This window comes from Ruegeria arenilitoris, from assembly GCF_013035315.1.
GTDB lineage: Bacteria > Pseudomonadota > Alphaproteobacteria > Rhodobacterales > Rhodobacteraceae > Ruegeria > Ruegeria arenilitoris_D.
Window position 1 is genome coordinate 334752 of record NZ_WQHP01000003.1, and the last position, 24682, is coordinate 359433.

Annotated in this window: 25 protein-coding genes; 5 read left to right on the forward strand and 20 right to left on the reverse strand. The window is 59.6% G+C overall.

Annotated features, from left to right (window positions below):
- Positions 1-22 precede the first annotated feature (22 nt).
- The 12 genes from GOV53_RS08985 to ybgC all read right to left on the reverse strand — a co-directional run bounded on the left by GOV53_RS08985 (position 23) and on the right by ybgC (position 11696).
- On the reverse strand, positions 23-328 hold the full coding sequence (locus GOV53_RS08985; protein ID WP_170426711.1) for a chorismate mutase: 306 nt from the start codon (positions 326-328) through the stop codon (positions 23-25).
- 57 nt (positions 329-385) lie between these two features.
- Entirely contained in the window at positions 386-2062 is a 1677-nt protein-coding gene (locus GOV53_RS08990) for a formate--tetrahydrofolate ligase (protein ID WP_170465561.1), read from the reverse strand.
- Positions 2063-2227: 165 nt separating this feature from the next.
- A complete protein-coding gene (locus tag GOV53_RS08995; protein WP_170465562.1) occupies positions 2228-2803 on the reverse strand; it encodes an MOSC domain-containing protein in 576 nt (191 codons plus the stop codon).
- 103 nt (positions 2804-2906) lie between these two features.
- Positions 2907-4823, reverse strand: coding sequence for an ATP-dependent zinc metalloprotease FtsH (gene ftsH, locus GOV53_RS09000; protein WP_170465564.1), 1917 nt, complete (start codon positions 4821-4823; stop codon positions 2907-2909).
- Between the two features lie 76 nt (positions 4824-4899).
- Positions 4900-6132: a tRNA lysidine(34) synthetase TilS gene (gene tilS, locus GOV53_RS09005; protein WP_254439240.1), complete on the reverse strand. Its 1233-nt coding sequence runs from the start codon at positions 6130-6132 to the stop codon at positions 4900-4902.
- Positions 6133-6149: 17 nt separating this feature from the next.
- The gene (ybgF, locus tag GOV53_RS09010) at positions 6150-6980 is read right to left on the reverse strand and encodes a tol-pal system protein YbgF (protein ID WP_170465933.1); all 831 of its coding nucleotides are present in this window, start codon (positions 6978-6980) and stop codon (positions 6150-6152) included.
- A gap of 4 nt (positions 6981-6984) precedes the next feature.
- Positions 6985-7488, reverse strand: coding sequence for a peptidoglycan-associated lipoprotein Pal (pal, locus tag GOV53_RS09015; protein WP_170465568.1), 504 nt, complete (start codon positions 7486-7488; stop codon positions 6985-6987).
- An 89-nt stretch (positions 7489-7577) separates the two neighbouring features.
- Positions 7578-8897 carry a Tol-Pal system beta propeller repeat protein TolB gene (gene tolB / locus GOV53_RS09020; RefSeq protein WP_170465570.1) on the reverse strand — a complete coding sequence of 440 codons (1320 nt, stop codon included), beginning with the start codon at positions 8895-8897 and terminating at the stop codon, positions 7578-7580.
- Complete coding sequence (locus GOV53_RS09025) at positions 8894-9994, reverse strand: energy transducer TonB family protein (RefSeq protein WP_170465572.1); 1101 nt, start codon at positions 9992-9994, stop codon at positions 8894-8896. Before GOV53_RS09025 ends, tolB begins: the two co-directional genes overlap by 4 nt.
- Positions 9995-10003: 9 nt before the next feature.
- The gene (tolR, locus tag GOV53_RS09030) at positions 10004-10480 is read right to left on the reverse strand and encodes a protein TolR (protein ID WP_170426719.1); all 477 of its coding nucleotides are present in this window, start codon (positions 10478-10480) and stop codon (positions 10004-10006) included.
- A gap of 1 nt (position 10481) precedes the next feature.
- Positions 10482-11177 carry a protein TolQ gene (gene tolQ / locus GOV53_RS09035; RefSeq protein ID WP_170465574.1) on the reverse strand — a complete coding sequence of 232 codons (696 nt, stop codon included), beginning with the start codon at positions 11175-11177 and terminating at the stop codon, positions 10482-10484.
- 111 nt (positions 11178-11288) lie between these two features.
- Positions 11289-11696 carry a tol-pal system-associated acyl-CoA thioesterase gene (gene ybgC / locus GOV53_RS09040; RefSeq protein WP_170426721.1) on the reverse strand — a complete coding sequence of 136 codons (408 nt, stop codon included), beginning with the start codon at positions 11694-11696 and terminating at the stop codon, positions 11289-11291.
- Between the two features lie 201 nt (positions 11697-11897).
- On the opposite strand from ybgC, the gene GOV53_RS09045 reads away from it, so the two are divergent.
- Complete coding sequence (locus tag GOV53_RS09045; RefSeq protein ID WP_170465576.1) at positions 11898-13604, forward strand: SulP family inorganic anion transporter; 1707 nt, start codon at positions 11898-11900, stop codon at positions 13602-13604.
- A gap of 11 nt (positions 13605-13615) precedes the next feature.
- Here GOV53_RS09045 and GOV53_RS09050 read toward each other — a convergent pair whose 3' ends face one another.
- From GOV53_RS09050 to ruvC, 4 genes are all read right to left on the reverse strand, one after another.
- A complete protein-coding gene (locus GOV53_RS09050; RefSeq protein ID WP_170465578.1) occupies positions 13616-14239 on the reverse strand; it encodes a hypothetical protein in 624 nt (207 codons plus the stop codon).
- A 63-nt stretch (positions 14240-14302) separates the two neighbouring features.
- Entirely contained in the window at positions 14303-15322 is a 1020-nt protein-coding gene (gene ruvB / locus GOV53_RS09055) for a Holliday junction branch migration DNA helicase RuvB (protein WP_170465580.1), read from the reverse strand.
- Positions 15323-15326: 4 nt separating this feature from the next.
- The gene (gene ruvA, locus GOV53_RS09060; protein ID WP_170426725.1) at positions 15327-16004 is read right to left on the reverse strand and encodes a Holliday junction branch migration protein RuvA; all 678 of its coding nucleotides are present in this window, start codon (positions 16002-16004) and stop codon (positions 15327-15329) included.
- Positions 16001-16498: a crossover junction endodeoxyribonuclease RuvC gene (gene ruvC, locus GOV53_RS09065; RefSeq protein WP_170426726.1), complete on the reverse strand. Its 498-nt coding sequence runs from the start codon at positions 16496-16498 to the stop codon at positions 16001-16003. Before ruvC ends, ruvA begins: the two co-directional genes overlap by 4 nt.
- Positions 16499-16831: 333 nt before the next feature.
- Between ruvC and GOV53_RS09070 the strand changes: the two genes are divergently transcribed.
- Positions 16832-17044 (forward strand): DUF1127 domain-containing protein, encoded by a 213-nt coding sequence (locus tag GOV53_RS09070; protein ID WP_170426727.1) that lies wholly within the window; start codon positions 16832-16834, stop codon positions 17042-17044.
- Positions 17045-17149: 105 nt separating this feature from the next.
- On the opposite strand, the gene GOV53_RS09075 is transcribed toward GOV53_RS09070, so the two are convergent.
- From GOV53_RS09075 to GOV53_RS09090, 4 genes are all read right to left on the reverse strand, one after another.
- Entirely contained in the window at positions 17150-17494 is a 345-nt protein-coding gene (locus GOV53_RS09075) for a hypothetical protein (RefSeq protein ID WP_170426728.1), read from the reverse strand.
- A gap of 103 nt (positions 17495-17597) precedes the next feature.
- Positions 17598-18470, reverse strand: coding sequence for a 50S ribosomal protein L11 methyltransferase (locus GOV53_RS09080; protein ID WP_170465582.1), 873 nt, complete (start codon positions 18468-18470; stop codon positions 17598-17600).
- Between the two features lie 66 nt (positions 18471-18536).
- Positions 18537-19769, reverse strand: coding sequence for an MFS transporter (locus GOV53_RS09085; RefSeq protein ID WP_170465584.1), 1233 nt, complete (start codon positions 19767-19769; stop codon positions 18537-18539).
- 79 nt (positions 19770-19848) lie between these two features.
- Entirely contained in the window at positions 19849-22074 is a 2226-nt protein-coding gene (locus tag GOV53_RS09090; RefSeq protein WP_174823387.1) for a primosomal protein N', read from the reverse strand.
- 59 nt (positions 22075-22133) lie between these two features.
- Here GOV53_RS09090 and fsa point away from each other — a divergent pair, with 59 nt between their 5' ends.
- The 3 genes from fsa (at position 22134) to GOV53_RS09105 (ending at position 24606) form a co-directional block, all read left to right on the forward strand.
- Entirely contained in the window at positions 22134-22787 is a 654-nt protein-coding gene (fsa, locus tag GOV53_RS09095) for a fructose-6-phosphate aldolase (protein WP_152457215.1), read from the forward strand.
- A 194-nt stretch (positions 22788-22981) separates the two neighbouring features.
- Positions 22982-23689 carry a DUF484 family protein gene (locus GOV53_RS09100; RefSeq protein WP_170426731.1) on the forward strand — a complete coding sequence of 236 codons (708 nt, stop codon included), beginning with the start codon at positions 22982-22984 and terminating at the stop codon, positions 23687-23689.
- Positions 23686-24606 carry a tyrosine recombinase XerC gene (locus GOV53_RS09105; protein ID WP_170465586.1) on the forward strand — a complete coding sequence of 307 codons (921 nt, stop codon included), beginning with the start codon at positions 23686-23688 and terminating at the stop codon, positions 24604-24606. Before GOV53_RS09100 ends, GOV53_RS09105 begins: the two co-directional genes overlap by 4 nt.
- Positions 24607-24682: the final 76 nt, after the last annotated feature.

Here is a 24682-nt window from a genome sequence, read left to right on the forward strand (position 1 = left end):
GGCGCAGAAAGCGCCCGTGTCTTTAGTCGGGGCCGAGCACGCGTTCTTCGCGGGCAATCGACCAGTCTATCAAGATGCGCCAGAGTTTCTCGGCAAGATCAGGGTCCATACCCAACTCGTCAGAACTCTTGCGCACGCGCTGCACCACGTCTTCGACACGATCCGGGATGCGGGCGGGCAGCCCCTCGCCGGGTTTCAGCTGCGACGCACGGTCAATGTAACTTGCACGCGTCACCAACAGTTCGATCAGTTGGCGGTCCAGCTTGTCGATCTGAGGCCGCAATTCCTGCATCGAGTGACAGTCTTGCGGCGGTATCAGAGTGGGCATTTTCTTCTCCTCACGGCCCGGGATATCCCCGGACCACGAGATGTATCATTCGGGCGCTTAGAACAAGCCCTCGATCTCACCTGCGTCATTGAGGCAGATGGTTTCAGCCGCCGGTTTGCGCGGCAGACCCGGCATGGTCATGATCTCACCGCAGACAACCACGATGAAACCGGCACCGGCGGAAAGGCGAACCTCTCGCACAGGGACCGAGTGGCCGGTGGGCGCGCCGCGCAGGGTTGGGTCGGTCGAGAACGAGTATTGGGTTTTCGCCATGCAGACCGGAAGGTTGCCGTAGCCTGCTGCTTCCCATTCCTTCAACTGGTTGCGGATTTTGTTGTCGGCCAGAACTTCGTCAGCACGGTAGATGCGCTTGGCGATGGTTTCGATCTTTTCGAACAGCGGCATTTCGTCAGGGTAGATCGGCGAGAAGTTCGCGCTGCCACCTTCGACGATTTCGACAACCTTTTCGGCCAGAGGCGCAGAGCCATCCGAACCCAGTTCCCAGTGACGCGACAGGATCGCTTCGACGCCGTGCTCACCACAATAGTCTTTGACCGCCTGAACTTCGTCGTCGGTGTCGGTGACGAAGTGGTTGATCGCGACAACGACCGGTACACCGAACGACTTCACGTTCTCGATATGACGGCCCAGGTTTGCGCAGCCCGCTTTAACTGCGTCGACGTTTTCCGCGCCCAGATCAGCCTTGGCCACGCCGCCGTTCATCTTCATCGCGCGCACAGTAGCAACCAGCACCACTGCCGACGGAGCAATGCCTGCCTTGCGGCATTTGATGTTCATGAACTTCTCGGCGCCCAGATCGGCACCAAAGCCCGCTTCGGTCACGACATAGTCGGCAACTTTCAGAGCGGTCTTGGTCGCGATGACCGAGTTACAGCCGTGTGCGATGTTCGCAAACGGGCCGCCGTGGACAAATGCCGGGTTGTTTTCCAGCGTCTGCACCAGGTTCGGCTGCATGGCGTCTTTCAGCAGAACGGTCATTGCGCCTTCGGCTTTGATGTCGCGGCAATAAACCGGGGACTTGTCGCGACGGTAGGCCACGATGATGTCGCCCAGACGCTTTTCCAGGTCTTTCAGGTCGGTCGCCAGGCACAGGATCGCCATAACCTCGGACGCCACAGTGATGTCAAAGCCTGCTTCGCGCGGGAAACCGTTGGAGACGCCGCCAAGCGAGGCGGTGATCTGACGCAGAGCGCGGTCGTTCATGTCGACCACACGACGCCATGCAACGCGGCGGATGTCGATGTCGCACTCGTTGCCCCAGTAGATGTGGTTGTCGATCATTGCCGACAGCAGCGAGTGCGCCGAAGTGATGGCGTGGAAGTCACCGGTAAAGTGCAGGTTCATTTCTTCCATCGGAACAACCTGCGCGTAACCGCCACCTGCAGCGCCGCCCTTCATGCCGAAGTTCGGGCCAAGCGAGGCTTCGCGGATACAGATCATCGCGTTCTTACCGATGCGGTTCAGGCCGTCACCCAGACCAACGGTGGTCGTGGTTTTGCCTTCACCCGCCGGGGTCGGGTTGATCGCGGTGACAAGGATCAGTTTGCCGTCTTCGCGGTCCTGAACCGAGTTGATGAAGTCCTGACAGACCTTCGCTTTGTCGTGGCCATAGGGCAGCAGATCATCGCTGGAGATACCAAGCTTGGCGCCGATCTCCTGAATCGGCTTCTTGTTCGCTTCACGCGCGATTTCGATGTCGGATTTATAGCTCATTGGGCAAGATCCCTGGTTGAATTCCTTGCAAATCGGCACAGCTAGGCCGGTGCTGGTCAATCCATACCGTTGTGCACAATCGCGATGGATAGAGATTCCGACATAATCATGCCGTGAAACGGCGTAGCGTCATTTCACCGGTTTCAAATCGGAAACACTTGACATTTATGGTGCCCATGCTCGTTGATCCGGCACGAACAGGGTCATCCGGTCACCCAATCGCAGCTGTCCGGGGCGTTCTACCCAGGCTGTTACACCCCGGCGCCCTTGCGCGGCAGGCTTGAACGCAGCGCCATATCCCGGTTGGTCCGCCTCGATCTCGCGGCCCGGAAGGACGCAGGGCCGGTTCTCCATATCCACTGTGATCGTTGCGCCGTCAGGGGCCTGCAGTCGCGAGGACGGCGGAATATGGGTAAAGTCAGGGATGCCGCGCAAAAGGATACTGACGCCGAGAAACGCGGGGTCCAAGCGATCCATCCCCATCTCTTTTGCTGTGGCACCCATTTCTTCGGCGGACAGAACCGACAGCTGACGCACGTTTCGTATCTCGGTGCCTTCAGGGTACAGGTTCTTTACGCGAACACATGAGGCTCGGTTTTCGCCTTCGTGCCGCTCGCCTTTTCCTCCGGCGAAACCCAAATCCAGCACATCAACCGCTTGGGCCCGGATCGAACCGCCCACGGGCACGTGGCCCAGCCAGACAACTTCTCCGGTGAATTCAGTTTCGCGCAACACTGGCATTGGGCCGCCCCTTAGTTCAGCAAATCTTCAATCCCGCACTAGAAGGCAGACCAAACAGAATGAAAAGAAAAAAGACCCGGGACTATGCCCGGGTCTGATTGATTTATGCCGATGGTTCCGGCTCCATCCCACCGTCGGGTGCGGTTTTCTTGACCTTGGTCTTCGGAATGGCCGTGACACTGGGCGCGCTACCCTCATCGGGCTTGTCGCCTTCGTCATCGCCTTCGTTTGGCGACTCACCATTCATCACGCGCTTGATCTCATCCCCGGTCAGGGTCTCATACTCCAGCAAACCTTGCGCCAGACGCTCCCATTCCTCGTTCTTGTCGGTCAGGATCTGGTGCGCACGCTCGTAACCCTGCTGGATCAGACGCTTTACCTCTTCCTCGATCAGCTCTTTTGTATGGGCCGAGACCGAGAACCCGGCGGTGTTGCCCTGATAGCCTTCATGGGCTTCGGCATAGTCGATATTGCCGACCTTGTCGGACATGCCCCAGCGCATCACCATGGCACGTGCCAGCTGGCTGGCCTGCATGATGTCACCGGCGGGGCCGTTCGAGACGTGATCTTCGCCATACTTGATGACCTCTGCAGCCTTACCAGCCATTGTCATCGCCAGCTTCTGCTCGCACTCATCACGGTGATAGTTCAGGCGGTCCATCTCGGGCAGTGAAACAACCATACCCAGCGCGCCACCGCGCGGGATTATCGTTGCCTTATAGACCGGATCGCACAGAGGCAGCTCCAGACCGACCACGGCGTGACCGGCCTCGTGATAGGCGGTCTTTTCCTTTTGATCCTGAGTCAGCACCATCGAGCGGCGCTCGGCCCCCATCATCACCTTGTCCTTGGCGTTCTCAAAGTCTTCCATGGTGACAAAGCGGCGGCCAACGCGGGCAGCCATCAGCGCAGCCTCGTTAACAAGGTTCGCCAGATCGGCACCCGAGAAGCCCGGCGTACCGCGCGCGATGATGCGCAGATCGACGTCAGGGCCTAGGGGTGTCTTGCGCGCGTGCACGCCCAAAATCTTCTCACGGCCTTTGATGTCTGGGTTGCCAACGGTCACGTTCCGGTCAAACCGGCCCGGACGCAGCAGAGCGGGGTCCAGAACGTCCTTACGGTTGGTGGCCGCGAGGATGATCACGCCTTCATTGGCCTCGAACCCGTCCATCTCGACCAGCAACTGGTTGAGGGTCTGTTCGCGTTCGTCGTTACCGCCGCCGTAACCGGCACCACGATGGCGACCTACGGCGTCAATCTCGTCGATGAACACGATACAAGGCGCGTTCTTCTTGGCCTGTTCGAACATGTCGCGCACGCGGCTCGCACCAACACCCACGAACATCTCAACAAAGTCAGAGCCCGAGATGGTAAAGAACGGCACACCCGCCTCACCCGCAATCGCGCGGGCCAGCAGCGTCTTACCGGTACCCGGAGGGCCAACCAGCAGAGCACCTTTTGGAATCTTGCCGCCCAGACGCGAGAATTTCTGCGGGTTGCGCAGGAATTCAACGATCTCTTCCAGCTCTTCCTTGGCCTCGTCTATGCCCGCCACGTCGTCAAAGGTTACGCGGCCATGCTTTTCGGTCAGCATCTTGGCCTTGGATTTACCAAAGCCCATCGCGCCGCCTTTGCCGCCGCCTTGCATCCGATTCATGAAATAGACCCAGACGCCGATCAGCAGCAGGAACGGCAACAGGGTGATCAGGAAGGATTGGAAACCCGACTGCTGCTGCTTTTCAGCACGAACGGGGATGTTCTCGTCGATCAGCAGTTTGGTGACTTCGGCGTCACCGGGTTTGATCGTCGTATAGTTCGCGCCGCTTTGGGTGGTATAGCGAATCTGTTCGCCATCCAGCGTCACGTTCTTGACTTCGCCCGCTTCAACCGCGGTGACAAAATCGGAATAGGTTCTTTCATTGCTCTGAAGCGTTCCGCCTGGTCCGCTGAACAAATTGAACAGTGCAAGGATCAGCAAAAACAGAACGACCCAGAAGGCGATGTTACGAGCGTTGCCCAAGGAAAATCTCCCAAAAGATTTCGGCAGGTGGGGATCTGCCGGGTTGCTCTTTAAAATAGAGATGATTCAAGCAGGTTCAATGCGATAAAAAAGAAGAGTGAAACTGAGGCCAGTCTGGGGCCAATTCTACGTGCCATCCGTTGGAAAAACCAGCATTTGGGGCCGCAACCAACTCATCAGCCACCCAAACGGCGGGTGAGGCCAGAAAAACTTGTCTTGGTTTGCCCAAGTTTCGCCAGTCTGGCACCTGCGGCAAGCCCGCTTCGCCAAGCGCGCGGATTTGCGCATCAGCGACCAACGGCCCCGTCACGATCCAGCGGTTGTCCCACTTCTGGCCTGGGCGCGCAATTTTACCCTGGACGGCGTTTAGCTCTCTGCAAATCCACATCTTATTGCCCTGAGGCACCAACAGGCAGCCACCGATTGAGGTTGCAGTTCCCCTGTCGATAGCCTGAACGGCCTGGTCGACTGCGCTCTGACGGGGCGGATACCCTCGCCCCGCGATCCATCCGATACTGCCGACCACCAGCCTGCGCTTGATTTCTTGGGGCAGCGTTTGGAAGGCGGCTCGATCCAAGCAGATGTCCCCGGCATCCACCTGCGCCATCGAACGGGCAGATTCTTGCGCAAAAACCTCCAAAGCCTCACGCGCTTGGGTCAGGTTTTCTGCTACACGTGTCAACGAATGCGCCGTGATGCCAAAGTCCTTGAGGTCAGACAACGCTTGCCGCGCCTTGATCCGGTCAAACCGAATGTCCTGATTCGAGGGGTCCTCGACCCACTCAACCCCCTGCTCCGTCAGATACGTGCGCAAGTCACGGCGAGTCACGCCAAGCATAGGCCGAAGCAGCGTCAGCCCGTCCCGCAATCGCTTCCCCCGCATTCCGGACAGTCCAGTGACACCAGCGGAGCGGCCAAGGCGCATCAGGAACGTCTCGGCCTGATCGTCGGCGGTATGGCCAAGCGCAACTGCGTTGATGGCGTGGCCGCGGGCCCAATCGGACAATAGCCTATACCGCGCCTGCCGCGCCTGGTCCTGCAGGTTGCCGTCACCATCCCACCCCGTCCAGACAAGCGTTTCATGCGGAATGCCCAGACGCCCCGCAAGGGCGCTGACGTATTGCGCTTCGTCCGCCGCTCCGGGGCGCAGCCCGTGATCGACGGTGGCCGCGAACAGTGCCACCTGTTCCCTTTGGGCGATCTCGCCCATCAACAAAAGCAACGCAACTGAATCGCCGCCGCCTGAAACGGCGACGCCCAGTCGCGCCGGTAAGACTTTAGGTAAACGCGCCCGAATCTCAGCGCGCAATCTCTCCGCCTGTTCGGTCAAGAACAGCCCAGGCTTGCCATTTCCTGAGTGGCATTTGTTGCCGAGGCCGATCCCGGGAACCGCACGCCCACTTCGCTCAGAGTGATGCAGGCCTGATCGGTTTGACCCAGACGCCCCAGGGCCGAACCCAGTTGGAACAGCGCCTCGGGGGCGAATGTTCCCTCGGAGTCGCCGGTAAAGCTGGCCAGGAACGCCCGCGCAGCCTCGCGCGTGTCACCGAGGCCTACCAGGGCTTGACCGCGTTTCAGGTTGGCTTCCGGGGCCAGCGGGCTGCCGGGATACGAGGTTTCGAAGGTTGCGAATTGTTCGGCCGCAGCTTGGAAATTGCCATCCGCCAAGGCCTGAGACGCGGTGTCAAAATCGGCTCTTTCTCCGACAGCCAGTTCACCTTGTTCGATCTGCGCAGGTTCTGCCGGAGCAATCGTCGCAGGCGCCGCCGCCGCGATGTCGCTGTCGCCGCCGAGGGTCGAGGTCTCACCCAAGGTGCTGAGATCGCCGCCTTCCAATTCGACCAACCGGAACTCAAGGTCGCCGATGCGGTTGGTCCCGTCGGTGACGATATTCTGCACCCGCTGGTTCAACTGCTCGGTCTGGCGGGTCAGGCGCTGCAGCTCGGCTTCGATTGCGTCGACACGCTCGAGAACGGAACTGCCAGCCAGATTGGGGGCTGGCGTACCAGTGGTCGAGAATTCACGCTTTAAACGCTGAATTTCAACGTGCAGGACCGTCAGTTCCTGACGAATATCTGCCAGCGTTTGCTGATCCTGTGCATTTGCCACGCCAGCGGTCGCCACGACTGCCGCCAGAACCCATCCTGCAACTCGCATCATATTACCCCAAAGTTGAACCGGTCAGCACCGTCACCGCGCGGCGGTTTTTGGAATAGCAGTCCTCGGTGCTGCAAATCTCGATCGGGCGCTCCTTGCCATAGCTGACAGTGGTCAGGCGGTTGCCCGCAACGCCACGAGAAATCAGAAACTCTCGCGCAGCATTCGCCCGCTTGGCCCCAAGGCCCAGGTTGTATTCGCGGGTGCCCTGTTCGTCAGCATGGCCTTCGATGGTGGCTACGAAATCCGGGTTGGCCAACAGCCAGTCGGCCTGCCCCTGAAGTACCGTTTGAGCCTGCGGGCTAAGGGTCGACTGATCCACTGCAAACAACACACGGTCACCGACGGTTTGCTGGAAATACGCAGGCGAGCGCGGATCGCTGGGTGAACCCGGCACGATCGAGCCGTTTCCGCCCGCTCCACCGCCCAGCCCCGAAGGGTCGTTGTTGGTACAGGCGGCCATTACGCCCAGCGCGCCCAATGCTATGACTTTGCCCAATACATTCATTTCAGGTGCCTCGTGGTTTTATCGCTTTATTGCCGTCTTCGTTATCACAGTGCAGGAAATTTGTGAACTTTTCCAATCCCCTGCCCCAATCAATTCTGCAGCGGTCCCCAGGATGGGTCACTGCCCCCGTCCGGTGTCCGCACCGGGCGCAGGTTACGGCCCGAGATATCAACCGAATACAGTGTCGCCCGACCGCTTGCCCCCTGTGTTTCGCGGGTGAACATAATAACGCGACCGTTCGGTGACCAGGTCGGTCCTTCGTCCAGGAAGGATGAGGTCAGCAGGCGCTCTTCGCTGCCATCCGTGCGCATGACACCGATATGGAAGCGGCCCTTGTTTTGCTTGGTGAACGCGACCAAATCTCCGCGCGGTGACCAGACCGGGGTGCCATAGCGCCCCTGACCAAAGCTAATACGCGTCGCCTCGCCCCCGTTTGCGGGCATGATGTACAGCTGCGGCGTGCCCGAGCGGTCACTTTCGAACACGATTTGCGAGCCGTCCGGCGAATAGCTGGGCGCGGTTTCGATCGCGGGTGTGTTTGTCAGGCGCACACTTTGACCCGAGGCCAGATCCATCTTCCACAGGTCGGTGTTGCCGCCCTCAATCAACGAATAGACGATTGATTGGCCATCTGGCGAAAAACGCGGAGAGAAGCTCATGGTGCCGCCCTGCGTGTTCAACTCAGTCCGCCGCACGCGGTCGACGTCCAGAACATAAATCCGCGGCTGGCCGGTCTCGTAACTGGTATAGAGCAAGCGATCGCCGGTCGGCGAAAAGCGCGGGGCCAGAACAATGGCCGAGCTGTCGGTCAGGTACTGAACATTAGCCCCGTCATAATCCATGATCGCCAAGCGTTTCAGACGCTGATCCTTGGGCCCGCTTTCCGAAACGAATGCAACGCGGCTGTCAAAATACCCGCCTTCGCCTGTCACCCGACTATAGACCTGATCGGCCACTTTATGCGCCATGCGGCGCCAACCATCAGTCGTGCCTGAAAACTGCAGGCCGTTGCCCAACTCTTGCCCGGAAAACACGTCCCAGACCCGAAACTGAACGGTCAGCCGTTTGCCAGAGACGCTCACGGCCCCGGTCACCAAAGCCTCGGCATTGATCGCTTTCCAGTCCGCGAACTGCACGGGTGCTTCAAAGCTGCTGACCCGGCTGATGAACGCATCCGACGAGATTTCGCGAAACAACCCGGTGCCGGTGAGATCCGCCGCGATCACCCGCGAGATGTCATTGGCGTATTGCGCAGCGGCCTGTCCGTTCGGTACGAAGTTCGGCACCGCAAACGGCAAGGGTTCGATGATCCCCTGATCCAGTTCCAGACGCAGCGGTCCGTTTTGGGCATGCACCGGCACTGCCAATAGGGTCAGGCCAAGCAACAGGCTGGTCAGAAATCTCATCATTTGATCCGCATCCTCTCGGGATTGAATGTAATCTCAATATCCCGCCATTGATCATATTTGTCAGTAGGCAGGGTGTATCCTTTGGCCCCACAGCGCAAAATCGCTCGCCGGGCGGCCTCATAGGCCTGGTTGGCCGACGTCGCTGTCCCGCCGGAACTGTCAAGCATCCGCAGGCTGCCGCCAATCACTTTGCCGTCCGGGGTCAGCGAGAAGCCAACCACCACAACCGTTTGCAAAGCGTCTGTCGACAATGAGCCGACGTTCCAGCACTTGGATACGGCCAACCGCATGGCGTCCTTTTCGCCGGCGGTTAATGGTGGGCCAGACGGCTCATTGCCCTGTGCCAGAGCTTTGGTTAGCGCATCTTCAATAGCAGCCTCACTACTGGATTCGGGCTGCGTCGGCGTCGGCTCTTCAACTTCGGCCACTTCGGGCTCTGCTGGTGGGGTCGGTCGGCTCGGGCGTAGTGGCGGGCGAGGAGAGCTACGCGGCGCGTATTCCTTGGCCTCTTCCGCCTCAGTCACAATTTCATCGGTGGCCTCTTCAGGCGCAGTCTGGTCTTGCTGCTCTTGTTGGGTCTCGGCCCCCTCATCCAGCGAAACGGCCGGGGTTTCGATGTCGTCCGGCGCAGCCTCCGGCGGTGGCGGCGCAACAGGTTCCGGCGCGACCTTGTCGGCAGGGCGCGGCTGCGCCTCGGGACCTGGCGGCACGGGCAAGAGGGTGGCTTCGGGCTCAGGGGCCTCAAGTTCAGGGGGCTGTTCGATCTCGATCGGCTCAGGCGGTGGAGCCAGCAGTTCGGGCTGAAGCTCTGGCTCTGGTTCGGTCGGTTCGGAAACTTCCGGGGTCGGAGGCTCTTCCTCGACCGGGTCTGGCGTGGGCACGTCTTCTGTGGGTGCTTCGGGTTGCTGCAGGGCTGCAGGCGTCGGCACTTCAGGAGCCTCCCGCTGCGCGGTCATTGCCGCAAACTGCTCGGCCGAAATGACCGAGACATCCTGAACAGGCATAGGCAAGGGTTCGGACCGGAAGGTGCCGCCAAACAGAGCCCAGGAAATCAAACTGACATGGGCTATTGCCGAGATCTTGGTGCCGGTATCCACCGCGCGGCCTCACTCTCCACCTTCGTCCAGCGCGGGGCCGCCGGTATCTGTCACAAGCCCCACATTGGAAAACCCACCCGCATTCAGCGCGCCCATGACCTGCATCACCTGCGCATAGGGGATCGCACCATCGGCACGCAGGAACACGCGGTCACTACTCCGCTCTGCCGCAATAGCACGCAGTTTACCAATCAACTCTTCGCGCGCGACGTCTGTCGTCTGGATTTGAACCCGTCCATCTGCGGTCATTGTCACTGTCAGCGGCTCTTCATTATCGCCTGGCAACGCACTTGCAGCGGTCTTTGGCAGGTCCACCGGAACACCAACGGTCAGCAACGGCGCGGCAACCATAAAGATAATCAGCAACACCAGCATGACATCCACAAAAGGCGTCACGTTGATCTCGGCCATCGGCTGCGCGCGACCGCGACGGCGACCGCGCCTGCGTCCGTTTCCGCCTCCGTTCTGCTGAACCGCCGCGCCCATTTTAGCTGTCCAATTGACGCGACAGGATGGTGGCGAATTCGTCGGCAAAGGCCTCATAGCCGCCGACGATCCGGTCACTGTCCGCGCTGAGCTTATTGTAGAAAATCACCGCCGGGATCGCCGCCAACAAGCCCAGACCCGTGGCCAGCAGAGCCTCGGCGATACCGGGTGCCACAACGGCCAGGTTGGTGTTCTGCTGCTCGGCAATCTCGATAAAGGCGTTCATGATGCCCCAGACAGTGCCGAACAGCCCGATAAACGGCGCGGTCGAGCCGACTGTGGCCAGAATAGACAGGCCTTTTTGAAGCCCCTCAGCCTCTTTCGCGATCGCCACGTCCATTGAACGGTCGATCCGCGCGGTCGCCCCGGCGATCAGCCCGCCATCCGAGCGATGAGAGCGGCGCCACTCGATCATACCGGCGGCGAAGATCTTTTCCGAACTGCCGTCAGGTTGGGCGCCCATCTGTTCGAACAGCTCATCCAAAGGGTTGCCGGACCAGAAAGACTCGTCAAACGCCTGCGCCTCGCGGCGGGCGGCGCGGTAGTTGATCAGCTTCTGAATGATAATCGCCCAGGACCAGATGGATGCGCCGATCAGCATCAACATCACCAGTTTGACGATAAAGGTCGCGCGGGCATACAGCCCCCACATGGAGAAATCGATCTCCTGCGCCAGCGCCAGCGTTTCAGCTTCCATGAACCTGCTCTTTGTTTTTTGCCTGACGGCCGTTTATTTGGCCTTGTTTTGCCAAACGCTAACGCAGTTGGTCACGAAAAGCCAACATAACCACCCCAGACCGACAAATTGTTACATCAATGCGCGAATCTCTGCCGGAAGGCGCACCGGTTTGCCTTCTTGGTTCATGCAGACGGCGGTCACCGAAGCACGAAAAACCTCGGTCTCTCCACGTTTGACCAGCTGCCCCATCGTGAGCCGCACGCCCGAAATGGATGACACCCAGGATTCAACGATCAGCTCATCGTCGAACTTTGCCGGCGTCAGATAATCGGCCTCGATCCGTCGGATAACCCAGACGATCCCACCATCGCGCATGGCGTTCTGATCATTGCCCAGACCACGGACATAGTCTGACCGCGCGCGTTCGATGTATTTCAGATAGTTCGCGTGATAGACCACCCCACCCATATCCGTGTCTTCATAATAGACCCGGATCGGAAAGATGTGTTTGTGGGGCGCGTCCGCGGTGTTGGCCATTGTGTCAGGTCCGGTCCTTCTCGAGGGCGCCTTCAAATCTGGCGCTTGGTACGTCCTTCTGTCAAACAGATGCATTGTTGATGCGAGTCCTGCAATCCCTTCGCGCGGGCATTTTGCATGACCCCAGATGTAAAGTGTCGAATTTCAACGATTTGCCGTCTAATCTTTCCGACAACCCGCGTGAATCCGACAGGAGTTTCAATGGCTAAGCCACAACAGGAAGAAAGGAAGCGCACTCTTCCGATCCTTCAGGGCGTTCTGCCGTTCAACCGCGCGACTTTGCCCGCCGAGGTTTTGGCGGGCCTCACCTTTGCCTGCCTCGCGATCCCCGAGGTCATGGGCTACACGAAGATCGCGGGCACGCCGGTGGTCACGGGCCTTTATACGATCCTTATCCCCATGGCCCTGTTCGCCCTGTTCGGATCGTCTCGGCATCTGGTTGTGGGGGCGGATTCTGCCACCGCAGCGATCACCGCTTCGGCCCTTGCGGGTATGGCCGTTTCGGGATCCTCCGAGTATCTTGCCCTGGCATCCCTGCTGGCGCTGATGGCAGCGGTTCTACTGATTGCTGCGCGGGTCATCGGGCTTGGGTTTCTGGCGGATTTCCTGTCACGGACCGTACTTGTTGGGTTTCTGACGGGTGTCGGAATTCAGGTCGCAACCGGCGAGATCCCCGGTTTGCTGGGCATCCAAAGCGATGGACACGGAACGATTGCCAAACTGCAGGCAACATTTCAAAACATCGGCCAGACCAGTTGGCCCACATTGGGCGTGTCACTGGCGGTCCTCTTGGTGGTGGTTGGATGCAGAAGGCTATCACCAAAACTGCCCGGCCCTCTATTCGCGATACTGGGCGTTATCCTGTGCAGCTGGGCCTTTACGTTCAGCGCGTCCGGCATCGCGGTTTTAGGTCCGGTTCCCGGCGGCTTGCCCGCCCTGTCGATCCCCAATGTCGATTGGAGCTGGACGCTGTTCAAACAATTGCTGCCAACAGCCTTGTCGATCTTTGTCGTGATCCTGGCCCAAAGCGCTGCAACCTCGCGTGCATATGCGGCCCGATATGATGAGAAGTTCAGCGAGAATACTGACCTCGTTGGGTTGGGCCTTGCCAATCTTGGCGCAGCCTTTTCAGGCACCTTTGTTGTTAACGGCAGCCCGACAAAGACCGAAATGGTAGCCAGCGCTGGCGGGCGCAGCCAAATTGCCCAACTGACAACCGTCGCGATTGTACTGGTGGTCATTTTGTTCCTGACAGGCCCCTTGGCCTATCTGCCAAACGCGGCCTTGTCCGCGGTCGTTTTCTTGATCGGTCTGAAGCTGATCGACCTGAAGGGTCTGACCGCCATCTACAAACAAGCGCGGTCCGAATTCTGGATCGCTGTGGCCACGGCGGCCGTCGTTGTCTTTGTGGGTGTCGAACAAGGCATCATCTTTGCCATGGTCCTGTCCCTGATCGACCACACGCGCCGGGGATACCGCCCCAAAAACGCAGTGATCGTCAGAACTGCAGGCGGCGGTTGGCACTCCAAGCCTGTCTCAAGCCCCAGCCAGTTCGAACCCGGCCTTGTGATTTATCGCTTTTCACACAGCCTGTATTACGCAAACACGCAACGGCTTTCAGATGAAATTGCAGAACTCACGACAGACCAAGAGACCCCGGTTCAATGGTTCTGCATTGAGGCTACTGCCATCGATGATGTCGATTTCACCGCAGGTTACACCCTGCGCAACGTTCTCAAACTGCTGAAGGACAAGAACATCAAGCTGGTCTTCCTCATGGTCGAACCGCATGTGCGATCAGAACTGGACCGGTACGGCGTGACAGATCTGGTCGGCGAGGACGCCTTTTTCCACACCGGAGAAGATTTGCTGGACGCATACAAACGCAGCACCTCATCCGGATCGTGAACGCACCCGGATCACTGCGGCTGCTGCAGGCGGGCAAACAAGCGCAGCGCATGCGCCGGATCCTGAGCAGAGCCAGGCAACACCGGATCATAGGCCACGCGGATCAGCCCGGCAATGTCCGGACGCAGTATGGTTGAATCCCCAGCAACCGCCAAAGGGGACTGCGTTCGGAACGCCGTGTCCGACCACAACAGGATTGTCTGCACGACCTGACTAAGCGCCAGCGTCTCGGCCGGAACCTTCGATAGTTCTTTGTCCATCCGCAAGAACACAAAGGCCGCTCGGATCGCACCGTCCTCTTCGAACCGGAACACGCGGTACTGGTTGGCATCCGCTGCGATAAGTCGATCAACCAACGGACCAAGATCAGGGATCAGCCGATCCAGATCGGGGACCTCCAACAGTTCTTTCCAATCCCTGAAGAAAAACACCATGCAGTTTGCACCCAGTTCCGGGTCGGTTTCGGCCATCTTGTGATCTGCGAGGCTCACAACAGCTTCAAACGCACCTTTTACGGTCGCAAGCGTCTCATCTTCGACGCCAAAGACGATGGGCACGATGGGCCGGCCCCAACGGGCAAACAGAAACTCGCCGCTTTCGCGGGTGAACAGGGCCTCGATTTCGTCCGGATTCACGCGCAGTCCTTCATCGTTTTTCAGCTTCTTCGACCGCAGGCATAAAATCTAAGCCGCGCAGCTTCAACCAAACAGATCGCTTTGGCCCTTTGGCGCAGCCATACCCAGATGCGTCCAGGCCTTCTGTGCCAACATCCTTCCGCGTGGAGTGCGCTGAATCAGACCTTGCTGCAGCAAATATGGCTCGATCACTTCTTCTAGCGAGTCCCGGCTTTCCGACAGAGCAGCCGACAGCGTTTCGATCCCAACCGGACCTCCTGCATAGTTCTCGGCGATCAGCTTCAAGTACCGACGGTCGGCACCATCAAGGCCCAGATTGTCGACGCCCAGTCGCGTCAAAGCCCCGTCCGCCAGCTCGCGCGTGATCCGCCCGTCGCCCTCGACAATGGCGAAGTCCACCACCCGGCGCAGCAATCGGCCCGCGATCCGCGGCGTCCCTCGGGACCGGCGCGCAATTTCACGCGCGCCTTCGTCATCAGTAGGCGCGCCCAGTTTGCGGGCGTTGCGGGTGACGATCTCATGCAGTTCGTCCACCGTGTAGAATTGCAGCCGGGTTGGAATGCCGAACCGGTCGCGCAGCGGCGTCGTCAGCAGACCCATCCGCGTCGTAGCTCCAACCAACGTAAACGGCTGCAGTTCGATCCGCACCGTCCGCGCCGCCGGACCCTCGCCAATCACGAGGTCCAGCTCAAAATCTTCCATCGCCGGATACAGCACCTCTTCGACCGCCGGATTCAACCGATGGATTTCGTCGATAAACAGAACGTCCCGCGACTCCAGATTGGTCAGAATTGCCGCCAGATCGCCCGCCTTGGCCAGAACCGGACCAGAGGTCATACGGAAATTCACCCCAAGCTCACGCGCCATGATCTGCGCCAGGGTGGTTTTCCCCAAACCCGGAGGACCATGGAACAGCGTGTGGTCCATCGCCTCGCCGCGCTGACGCGCCGACTGGATAAAGATGCGCAGATTGGCCCGCGCTTCGGCTTGACCGATGAATTCATCCAACCCCTGCGGACGCAAGGCGCGATCATTGTCCTCGGGCATTGGTTCGGGGCGCAGCGTGGGATCAGCGTCGACCATTCATCTACCCTTTCGGTGCCAACAGCTTGAGCGCGGCCCGGATCAACTCGGCCTCGCCCGCCTCGGGCAGGTTGGCAGCCGCTTCAGCAACGGCCGAGGCCGCCTCGGACGGGCCATATCCCAGATTGGACAGCGCCGACAACGCACCCGCCGACGCGGCGGCAGAACCCGAGGCTGGTTTGACCGTCCGTTTCGGTGCGGGTGTCGCTTCGACGTGCTCAACAACTTCTAACTCGGGGCCATCCGTCGCCTCGGTCACCGTACCGCCCATCGCCATCACGCCGGGCGCCTTGTCCTTGAGGTCCAACACGATCCGCTGCGCCGTTTTGGGCCCGACGCCCTTGGCTGCTTTGACTGCGCCCCAGTCCCCCAAGGCAATCGCGCGGCTGACCCCGTCCGGTCCCAGCGCTGACAGGATGGCCAGAGAGACCTTGGCCCCGACGCCCTGAACCGAGCAAAGCAACCGGTGCCATTCCTTTTCGACCAGCGAAAGGAACCCATACAGCTGCATCAGATCTTCGCGCACAACCATGTCGGTGTAGATCGAGACGGCCTCGCCCACACCCGGCAGTGCCGCCATGGTCCGGTCCGAACAGTAGACGATGTAGCCAACCCCCCTCACGTCGATCAGAACGTGATCCGCCGCGCGATAGTCCAGGCGCCCTGTCAGCTTTCCGATCATGCCCGTACCTCTTTCAAGCGCGCCTGTGGCGCTGTGCCGTAATAGGAATGACAGATGGCTATCGCCAGCGCATCTGCCGCATCCGCCCCTTTGGGCTGGCAGCCCGGCAGTTGCAGTTTGACCATATGAAGAACCTGCTCTTTTTCAGCATGCCCAACGCCCACCACCGTCTTTTTGACCCGGTTGGGTGCGTACTCCCCTACAGGCAGCCCTGCCTGCGCCAATGTCAGCAACGCCACGCCACGGGCCTGGCCGAGTTTCAACGTCCCGGCCCCGTCCTTGTTGACGAAGGTCTGTTCGATGGCCGCCTGATCCGGCTGATGCTCGGCTATGACCTCGACAATCTGGTTATGAAGCGACAACAATCGCTCACCCAGATCGTCCCCATCTGACTTGCATAACCCGTTGGCAACGTGGCTCAGGCGGCTGCCATGCGATTCGATGACGCCCCATCCCAGGGTCCTGAGCCCCGGATCAATGCCCAAAATCCGCATGTTTCGCCTCGGCCTGCTCGGGTTTTTGTGATCTTTCTTTCGAATTAGCACGAAGCGTGAACATTTTCCAAGCGAATTGCGCCAGCGCTCAAAAACGACAGACCTGTTTCAAGGGCGACAGATCGGCCCGTTTGCGACAGCGAAAAGTCTGAAATCGACACGTTTCATGAGGCGAAAATGACCAATAAATTAAGGGACTTTCATGAAATTCAAGCTCTGCAAAAATTGCATAGGACAGTTGCAAATTCCGCACTTGCATAGCCGATTTGGCAGCACTAGATGCCGCTCAGATCAGACGATCAAACGTTAACTTAAACCAGAAGGAAACAGGATATGGCTGCACTGGACACCACCCGCACCACCACTGGCTCGTTCGGCCTCGTTGGCCGTATCGGCGCAACATTCGCTTCGGCCGTAAACGCCGTTATCGAATGGAACGACGCCCGCGTCACCCGCAACGCGCTGAGCGGTCTGACGGATCGCGAACTGGAAGATATCGGACTGTGCCGTGGCGATATTGACGTCGTGGCTGAAGGTCGTCGCTAAGGTTTAGCACACCCCACCACTCATATGCCCCTTATCTCCCTCGGGGGGCAAAACAGAACGCCGCGCAAGTTCATGCGCGGCGTTTCTGATTCAAATGACCAATTGTCAGGGCAAAAGCTTGTTCAGTTGTTCCGCAAGCAGTTGCGACACCGGATCAATCTGCATCACCCAGGCCCCGGCCTTTTCCACCGAAGTACCCTCGGCCAAAGCGTCGACCCTGTACTGATAGCCGGAAGTGCCCAAGCTGGTCAGCAAGAACGTCTTGAACGCAAACAAGCCGAGCAGACACATCACCAGAACCTTGGCAGGCAAAGCAGATTTCACCCGCTGCGGTTTCATCACAACAAGCCCGTCCTTGCGCATGGTCGCGCGGTATCCACGGCTCAGCTTGGCGTGCTTTTTGTTCAGACGATGAACGCGCTGATCAAACTCTAGTTGTTTTCCCGTCATGGCAGCCTCCACAAACCGCCCCCGATTCCACGTTAAGACGGTAGAAACAGAATGCGACAAAATCGAGGCAAAACACTAGAAAGCTCCTGCAAATGGTCCAGATTTAGCCCTGTTTGCTTAATATTAGCGTCGTCCATTCACCAATCTGGTTGGTTTTGTCCAGATTGAACCCGTTTTGCAAATAAACGGAAACCACATCATCGGCCTGCTCGTTAAGGATTCCCGACAGGATGGCGTATCCACCGACTCGCAGATTCGCGGCGATTTCCGGGGACAGAGCCACCAGCGGACCCTTGAGGATGTTGGCGAAAATCAGATCATAGGGCGCAAGGGCCTTCAGTTCGGGGTGATCGAACCCTGCCGCTTCGACACAACGGACCTGACCAGCCATCCCGTTGGCCTTCAGGTTGGCTTCGGCCACGTCAACGGCCACTTCGTCAATGTCACTGGCGATAATGTCGCCGTCCCAAACCCGCGCGGCGGCCATGGCCAAAACGGCCGTTCCGCAACCGATATCGGCCACTTTGCTGGCCGTGAACCCTTGGTTCAGCAGATGGTCCAGCGCCTTCAGGCAGCCCAGTGTGGTGCCGTGGTGGCCGGTGCCAAAGGCCATTGCAGCCTCGATCAGCAGCGGGATGCGCCCTTCCGGCAGCTTGTCTGCGTCGTGGCTGCCGTAGACAAAGAACCGCCCGGCCTCGACGGGGGCCAGCTCGCGGCGTACATGGGCAACCCAATCGGTTTCGGGCAGTACCGAGACCACAAACGGTTTGGCCTCGAACGCGGCGGCCAAAACGGCCAGCGCGGTTTCGTCCGGAGTCTCGGTGAAATAGCCGCCGACCTCCCACAGACCCGAGCCGTCCTCGACTTCAAACACGCCAACGCCAGTGGGTTCCGGCTCAAGGCGCTCCATGGCTTCGCCCAGCCCTTCGGCAGCTTTCTTACCGGTCAGAGTGGTCAGCGCGGTGAATGTGGGCATGGGGGCCTCCTGTATCAGTTGACACAGCGCCTATGGCGATGGCCCGCCAAGGTCAAGTATCGGCGCTTATTCGGCGGGCGCAGGCGCGTATTTCGCCAGGATCGTCTCATTGCCCGGCTCAGGGTGTCGAGGGATCAGCAGTGACAACAACAGAGAAATCATCGCCATTGCGGCAGCCAATGCAAAAACCGCTCCGGGCGAAACGACCCAAAGCAGGCCGAGAAGCGCGGGCAGGAACACAGCGGCAATGTGGTTGATGGTGAAAGCGACCGCCGCAGTCGGTGCAATGTCGGCCGGGTCCGCGATTTTCTGGAAATAAGTTTTCAGAGCCAGCGCCAATGCAAACAGAACATGGTCGATCACATACAGGATCGCCGCCAGAACTACGCCCCAGCCAAACCAGTAAATCCCGCCGTAGGCCGCAAAGACGATGGCCAAACCGGCATATTCGAAGATCAGGGTCCTCCGCTCTCCGAACACAGCCACTGCTTTACCCAGCATCGGGGCCGCGGCCATGTTGATCACAAGGTTGATCAAATAGAGACTGGTCAGCTCATGCACTTCAAAGCCGAATTTCTCAACCATCATGAAGCCTGCAAAAACCACAAAGATCTGCCTGCGTGCCCCGGCCATGAACTGCAGCGCGTAATACAGCCAGTACCGTTTGCGCAGCACCAGCTTTTTGGTCTGTGGCGTTGGTGCATCGAATTGCGGGTAGGCCAGCAGGCAGAACAGCGCCAGCAGCGCGGTCACGCCCCCTGCGGCCATGAAAACGGTATTGTAGGACAGGTCAAACCGGTCCCAAGTCAGAACGATCAATCCATAAACCACTGCCGTAGCTGCCGAGCCCATGGCCACAAGCCATCCCAGCACCTGGGGCGCACGATCCTTGGGCAGCCATTGCAATTGAAGCGACTGGTTCACCGTTTCGTAGTAGTGGAACCCGATCGAGCTAAAGAGCGTAACAAACAGCAATCCACCCAGACTTGGGAACCAGGCGGTCACCGCCGTTGCGACGCCCAGCATCATCAGCGAAATCATCGCCAGCACCTGCTCGCGCACAAAAATGATGACCGCGATCACGCCAACAGCCAGGAAACCGGGGATCTCCCGAACCGTGTGCAACAAGCCAATATCGGCCCCGTCAAAATTCGCCACCTCGATAACGAAGTTGTTCAGCAGCGCGCTCCACCCGTTGAACGCAATGGGCATGGTCAGCGCCATCATGAACAAGAGGGTCACAGGACGGCGCCAGAACGGAAGGCTCTGTGCCTCGGACAGGGGCATTGGTTTCAGCATGGGACTCCTCTACGCCCATTTTTTTGGTTTGGCGAGAGGGAAGCCACCCGCGCACAGTCACCCTGCGTTGATGCAGAGGTCAGTAGAAGTTTTGCGGATCAATATCCACCGTCAGGCGCAGGTCGCCCTTCAGGCGCAATGGCGCTATCCAACGAGCGATTGCGTCCTGAATGGGTGCGCCTTTCGGGGCTTTGACCAGCAAGCGTACCCGATGACGCCCGCGAATGCGCGCGATGGGTGCCGGGGCTGGCCCGAACACCTGCGCGCCGACCTCGCGCAGAGGCGCATCATTGCGAGCCATAGCGTTGCCCAGATCAAAGACAGGCCCCACTTCGGGCCCCGACAAGACGATCCCGGCCATTCGACCGTAAGGCGGAACGCCTGCGGCCTGCCGCCCGGCGGCTTCGGCCTTCCAGAAACCCTCTTCGTCGCCTGACAGAATAGCGCGGATCACGGGGTGTTCCGGCTGAAATGTCTGCAACAAGGCCTGCCCCGGCTTGTCGGCCCGCCCAGCCCGGCCTGCCACCTGCCGCATCAGTTGAAAAGTCCGCTCGGCGGCGCGCAAATCGGCTCCATGTAGGCTTAGGTCTGCGTCGATCACACCAACCAAAGTCAGCTTGGGAAAGTTATGCCCCTTGGCAACCAGTTGCGTGCCGATGATGATATCCGCATCGCCTTCGGCAATCTCTTCGATCTTGGCTTTCAACGCGCGCGCCGATCCGAACAAATCGGAACTCAGCATCGCGATCTTCGCCTCGGGGAAAGTCGCCTCAGCCTCTTCGGCCAATCGCTCGATCCCCGGCCCGACCGGGGCCAGTTTGCCCTCGACCCCACAGGAGGGGCAGGCCTCGGGCATCGGTTTGGTTTCCCCGCATTGGTGGCACATCAGGCGTTTCAGGAACCGGTGTTCAACCATCCGCGCATCGCAATGATCGCAGGCAATCTGTTCCCCACAGGCCCGGCACAAAGTCACCGGAGCATAGCCGCGGCGATTGATGAACAGCAGCGACTGTTCACTCCTTTCGATCCGCTGCCGTACCGCTTGTCGCAGGGACGGCGAAATCCAGGTTCCCGGCTGCATCTGTTCGGCGCGCATGTCTATCGGCTTCATTTCCGGCAGCACTGCCGCGCCAAAGCGCGAGGTCAGATCAACCCGCTCGTACTTGCCAGCCTCGGCATTGGCCCAGCTTTCCAGCGACGGAGTCGCACTGGCCAGAATCACCCGCGCGCCACAAATTGCCGACCGAAGAACAGCCATGTCGCGCGCACTGTAATGTACCCCGTCTTCTTGCTTGTAAGAGGTGTCGTGCTCTTCATCGACCACTACCAGGCCAAGATCGCGAAACGGCAGAAACAGAGCCGAGCGCGCACCGACGACCAGCTGCGCATCGCCCTGCCCCACCATCCGCCAGACCCGCCGACGCTCGGTCATGGTCGCACCCGAGTGCCATTCGGCAGGGCGCGCGCCAAACCGAGCCTCAACCCGCGTCAGGAACTCGGCCGTCAGGGCGATCTCTGGCAAAAGCACTAGCGCTTGTCGTCCCATGCGCAACGCTTCGGCCACGGCCTCAAGGTACACTTCGGTCTTGCCAGAGCCCGTCACCCCTTTCAGCAATGTCGTGCCGTAGTCACCCGTGCGTTGCCCTGCCTGCAGCCGCGCAACCGCCGCTGCCTGATCGTCGGTCAACTCCTTGCCAGGCAGATTTGGGTCCAGATGCGGGTAGGGCAGATCGCGTGGGCTGTCCTCCTCGCGCACCGCGCCCTGCTTGACCAACCCTTTGATAACGGAGGAGGTTACTCCCGCCTGCTCGGCCAATTCCTTCAGCGTGAACGCCAATCCACCGTAGTCGCGCAAAACTTCCAACACTCGGGTTCGCGCATCGGTCATACGATCCGGCTGCGCCTCGCCCAGACGATAGATCTTGCGCATTGACGGCGGATCACCCAAGCCCGGCGCGCGGGTCGCCAAGCGCAACATCGCAGGCATCGGCGTCAGCGTATAGTCAGCCACCTTCCCCAGAAACACGCGCATCTCTTCGCGCATGGGCGCGACCTCCAGCACCCGTATCACAGACCGGGCCTTACTCAGATCGAATCCGCCCTGCCCTGGTCCCCAGACAACACCCAGAACCTTGCGCGGACCCAACGGCACCTCGACAAATGCCCCCAGAAAGCACCCTCCCTCGGGCGCTTTGTAATCGAGCGTCCGGTCCAGCGGCTGCGTTGTCAGCACCGCCACCAGCTCACCTTGATCAAAATACTCCTGAGCGCTCACCGCATATCCTTGGTCAGGGGGTTTCAGCATGGGTCTCTTTGAGGTAAAGGCATCCGCGACCAAGGCCAACCCATCAAAGGACTGCCCTCATGAAATTCTTCGTAGACACAGCCGAGATCGACGCCATCGCCGAACTGAACGATCTGGGCATGGTGGACGGCGTAACCACCAACCCATCGCTGATCCTGAAATCCGGTCGCGACATTCTGGAAGTGACCAAGGAAATCTGTGATCTGGTCGACGGCCCGGTTTCAGCCGAAGTGGTCGCCACCGAGGCCGACGACATGATCGCCGAAGGCCGCAAGCTGGCCAAGATCGCACCGAACATCGCCGTCAAAGTGCCGCTGACATGGGCGGGCCTGAAAACCTGTAAAACGCTCAGCGACGAAGGCCAGATGGTCAACGTGACCCTGTGCTTCTCGACCAATCAGGCCATTCTGGCGGCCAAAGCAGGCGCAACCTTCATCTCACCCTTCATTGGTCGCCTGGACGACATCAACCTCGACGGCATGGACCTGATCGCCGACATCCGTCAGGTCTATGACAACTATGGTTTCGAGACCGAAATCCTTGCCGCCTCGATCCGCACCGTGAACCACGTGACGGACAGCGCCCGCATTGGTGCGGACGTGATCACCGCACCCCCCGCTGTGATCAAAAAGCTGGCCGACCACCCGCTGACCGACAAGGGCCTGGAAACTTTCCTGGCTGACTGGGCCAAGACTGGTCAGAAAATCCTCTGATCCATTACTCAGCCGCGCGGCACCGCAAGGTGCCGCGCCCGGCCCAACTGCCAAGCGCTGATCTTTGATCAGGGTTTTGCAGGCGGGAGCCCCTGGCCACAGCCGGAATGAAATCCGGCTTTCGTGCATTTTTTCCAAGGAAAACCTTGCAACTCATGTTATAAGCCCCTCAACAAAAAAAGACCGGACGGGACATGAGCAGCAACACCAAACTCCAGGATAATCTGCGCGCCGCGATTCTGGCTGAACCAGACGCTGTGCTGGACGACAAGGATCTGATGCAAGCCCTTGTTACAGCTAACGAACAGGCGCGCGGGGACAATGTAATCGACCTGCGCGGCATCGCCATGCAGCGGCTCGAGCAACGGCTGGACAGATTGGAAGACACTCATCGGTCAGTCATCGCAGCTGCCTACGAAAACCTCGCCGGCACCAATCAGGTGCATCGCGCCATCATCCGTCTGCTGGAACCAGCCGATTTCGAGGATTTCCTGCGCACGCTCGGCACGGACGTTGCCGAAATTCTGCGCGTCGATCGGATCACTCTGGTGCTTGAATCCACGGCCACGCAAGAAGATCCGGCTATCGATACGCTGGACGGCGTTCTGTCCGTGGTCGAGCCTGGCTTCGTGGACAACTATCTGACCTTCGACCGCAGCGGCCCTGCGCGCGACGTGGTACTGCGTGAAATTTTGCACCCCACGCATCGCATCTTTGGCCCAAACGCTGAGCACCTTCGGTCCGAGGCCTGCCTGCGGCTGGATCTGGGCGATGGCCGCCTGCCCGGCATGATCGTGATGAGCGCCAAAGACCGCAATCATTTCTCACCGCAATTGGGTACAGATCTTCTGTCCTTCTTCGCCGGGGTTTTCGAACGTTCAATGCGCCACTGGCTGTCGTGAGCCTGATCTCTACTGCCTGCCGCGACGCGTTACAGCATTGGTTGGACAGTCTGAGCGCGTTGGCCGGGCGATCAGAAAACACTCAAACCGCCTATCGGGGCGATGTCACTGAATTCCTGTCATTTATGACGCTGCACCACAGCGAACAACAAGGACTGGCCGCTCTGGCGCGTATTTCTGTTTCGGACATGCGTGCCTGGATGGCGGACCAACGAAGTTCGGGTGTGGGCGCGCGATCTCTGGCACGCAAGCTGTCGGCGGTCAAAAGCTTCTACCGCTGGCTGGCCGAGCGCCAGGGGTTTGAGCCGACCGCCGTCCTGTCCACCCGGGCGCCAAAATTTACCAAGAAACTGCCCCGTCCATTGGCCGAAGACGCCGCACGCGCCATGATCGACACGGTCGAACTGCAGTCAGCCAACGATTGGGTTGCGGCCCGCGACGTTGCGGTTGTCACGCTTTTGTATGGCTGCGGCCTGCGCATCTCCGAAGCGCTGTCTTTGACCGGAGCAGACGCCCCGCTGCCAGACAGCCTGCGCATTCTCGGCAAAGGTGGCAAGGAACGGATCGTCCCGGTGCTTCCAGCTGCGCGTACCGCTGTGGATCGGTACCTGCAGCTTTGCCCGCATCCGAAAGCCCATGACAAGGCGCTATTCCGTGGCGTACGTGGCGGTGCCCTCAACCCACGAGCAATTCAGGGCGTGATGGCCAAGGCACGTATGCAACTGGGTCTGCCTGCGACCGCAACTCCGCATGCCATGCGACACAGCTTTGCTACCCACCTTCTGTCGGCCGGCGGTGACCTGCGTGCGATTCAGGAATTGCTGGGCCATGCCTCCCTGTCCACAACCCAGACTTACACGGCCGTCGATACGGCCCGATTGATGGAAGTCTACAACCGCGCGCACCCCAAAGCCTGACCCCGGATCGCACAGTGACGTCAGGGTTTTTTCACCAAGCTGGCTTTTAGTTTGCATCTGCAGCGCGCATCGTCCA

Coding starts and splice junctions, on each gene's coding strand:
- ruvB (WP_170465580.1), bottom strand. CDS start 15,322: ATGGTCGACGCTGATCCCACGCTGCGCCCCGAACCAATGCCCGAGGAC.
- ruvC (WP_170426726.1), bottom strand. CDS start 16,498: ATGCGGATTTTGGGCATTGATCCGGGGCTCAGGACCCTGGGATGGGGC.
- pal (WP_170465568.1), bottom strand. CDS start 7,488: ATGAATGTATTGGGCAAAGTCATAGCATTGGGCGCGCTGGGCGTAATG.
- GOV53_RS09085 (WP_170465584.1), bottom strand. CDS start 19,769: ATGCTGAAACCAATGCCCCTGTCCGAGGCACAGAGCCTTCCGTTCTGG.
- tolR (WP_170426719.1), bottom strand. CDS start 10,480: ATGGGCGCGGCGGTTCAGCAGAACGGAGGCGGAAACGGACGCAGGCGC.
- GOV53_RS08990 (WP_170465561.1), bottom strand. CDS start 2,062: ATGAGCTATAAATCCGACATCGAAATCGCGCGTGAAGCGAACAAGAAG.
- ybgC (WP_170426721.1), bottom strand. CDS start 11,696: ATGGCCAACACCGCGGACGCGCCCCACAAACACATCTTTCCGATCCGG.
- GOV53_RS09100 (WP_170426731.1), top strand. CDS start 22,982: ATGAGCAGCAACACCAAACTCCAGGATAATCTGCGCGCCGCGATTCTG.
- GOV53_RS08985 (WP_170426711.1), bottom strand. CDS start 328: ATGCCCACTCTGATACCGCCGCAAGACTGTCACTCGATGCAGGAATTG.
- GOV53_RS09075 (WP_170426728.1), bottom strand. CDS start 17,494: ATGACGGGAAAACAACTAGAGTTTGATCAGCGCGTTCATCGTCTGAAC.
- ybgF (WP_170465933.1), bottom strand. CDS start 6,980: ATGCGAGTTGCAGGATGGGTTCTGGCGGCAGTCGTGGCGACCGCTGGC.
- GOV53_RS09080 (WP_170465582.1), bottom strand. CDS start 18,470: ATGCCCACATTCACCGCGCTGACCACTCTGACCGGTAAGAAAGCTGCC.
- GOV53_RS09070 (WP_170426727.1), top strand. CDS start 16,832: ATGGCTGCACTGGACACCACCCGCACCACCACTGGCTCGTTCGGCCTC.
- fsa (WP_152457215.1), top strand. CDS start 22,134: ATGAAATTCTTCGTAGACACAGCCGAGATCGACGCCATCGCCGAACTG.
- ruvA (WP_170426725.1), bottom strand. CDS start 16,004: ATGATCGGAAAGCTGACAGGGCGCCTGGACTATCGCGCGGCGGATCAC.
- GOV53_RS09090 (WP_174823387.1), bottom strand. CDS start 22,074: ATGCTGAAACCCCCTGACCAAGGATATGCGGTGAGCGCTCAGGAGTAT.
- GOV53_RS09045 (WP_170465576.1), top strand. CDS start 11,898: ATGGCTAAGCCACAACAGGAAGAAAGGAAGCGCACTCTTCCGATCCTT.
- GOV53_RS08995 (WP_170465562.1), bottom strand. CDS start 2,803: ATGCCAGTGTTGCGCGAAACTGAATTCACCGGAGAAGTTGTCTGGCTG.
- tolB (WP_170465570.1), bottom strand. CDS start 8,897: ATGATGAGATTTCTGACCAGCCTGTTGCTTGGCCTGACCCTATTGGCA.
- tolQ (WP_170465574.1), bottom strand. CDS start 11,177: ATGGAAGCTGAAACGCTGGCGCTGGCGCAGGAGATCGATTTCTCCATG.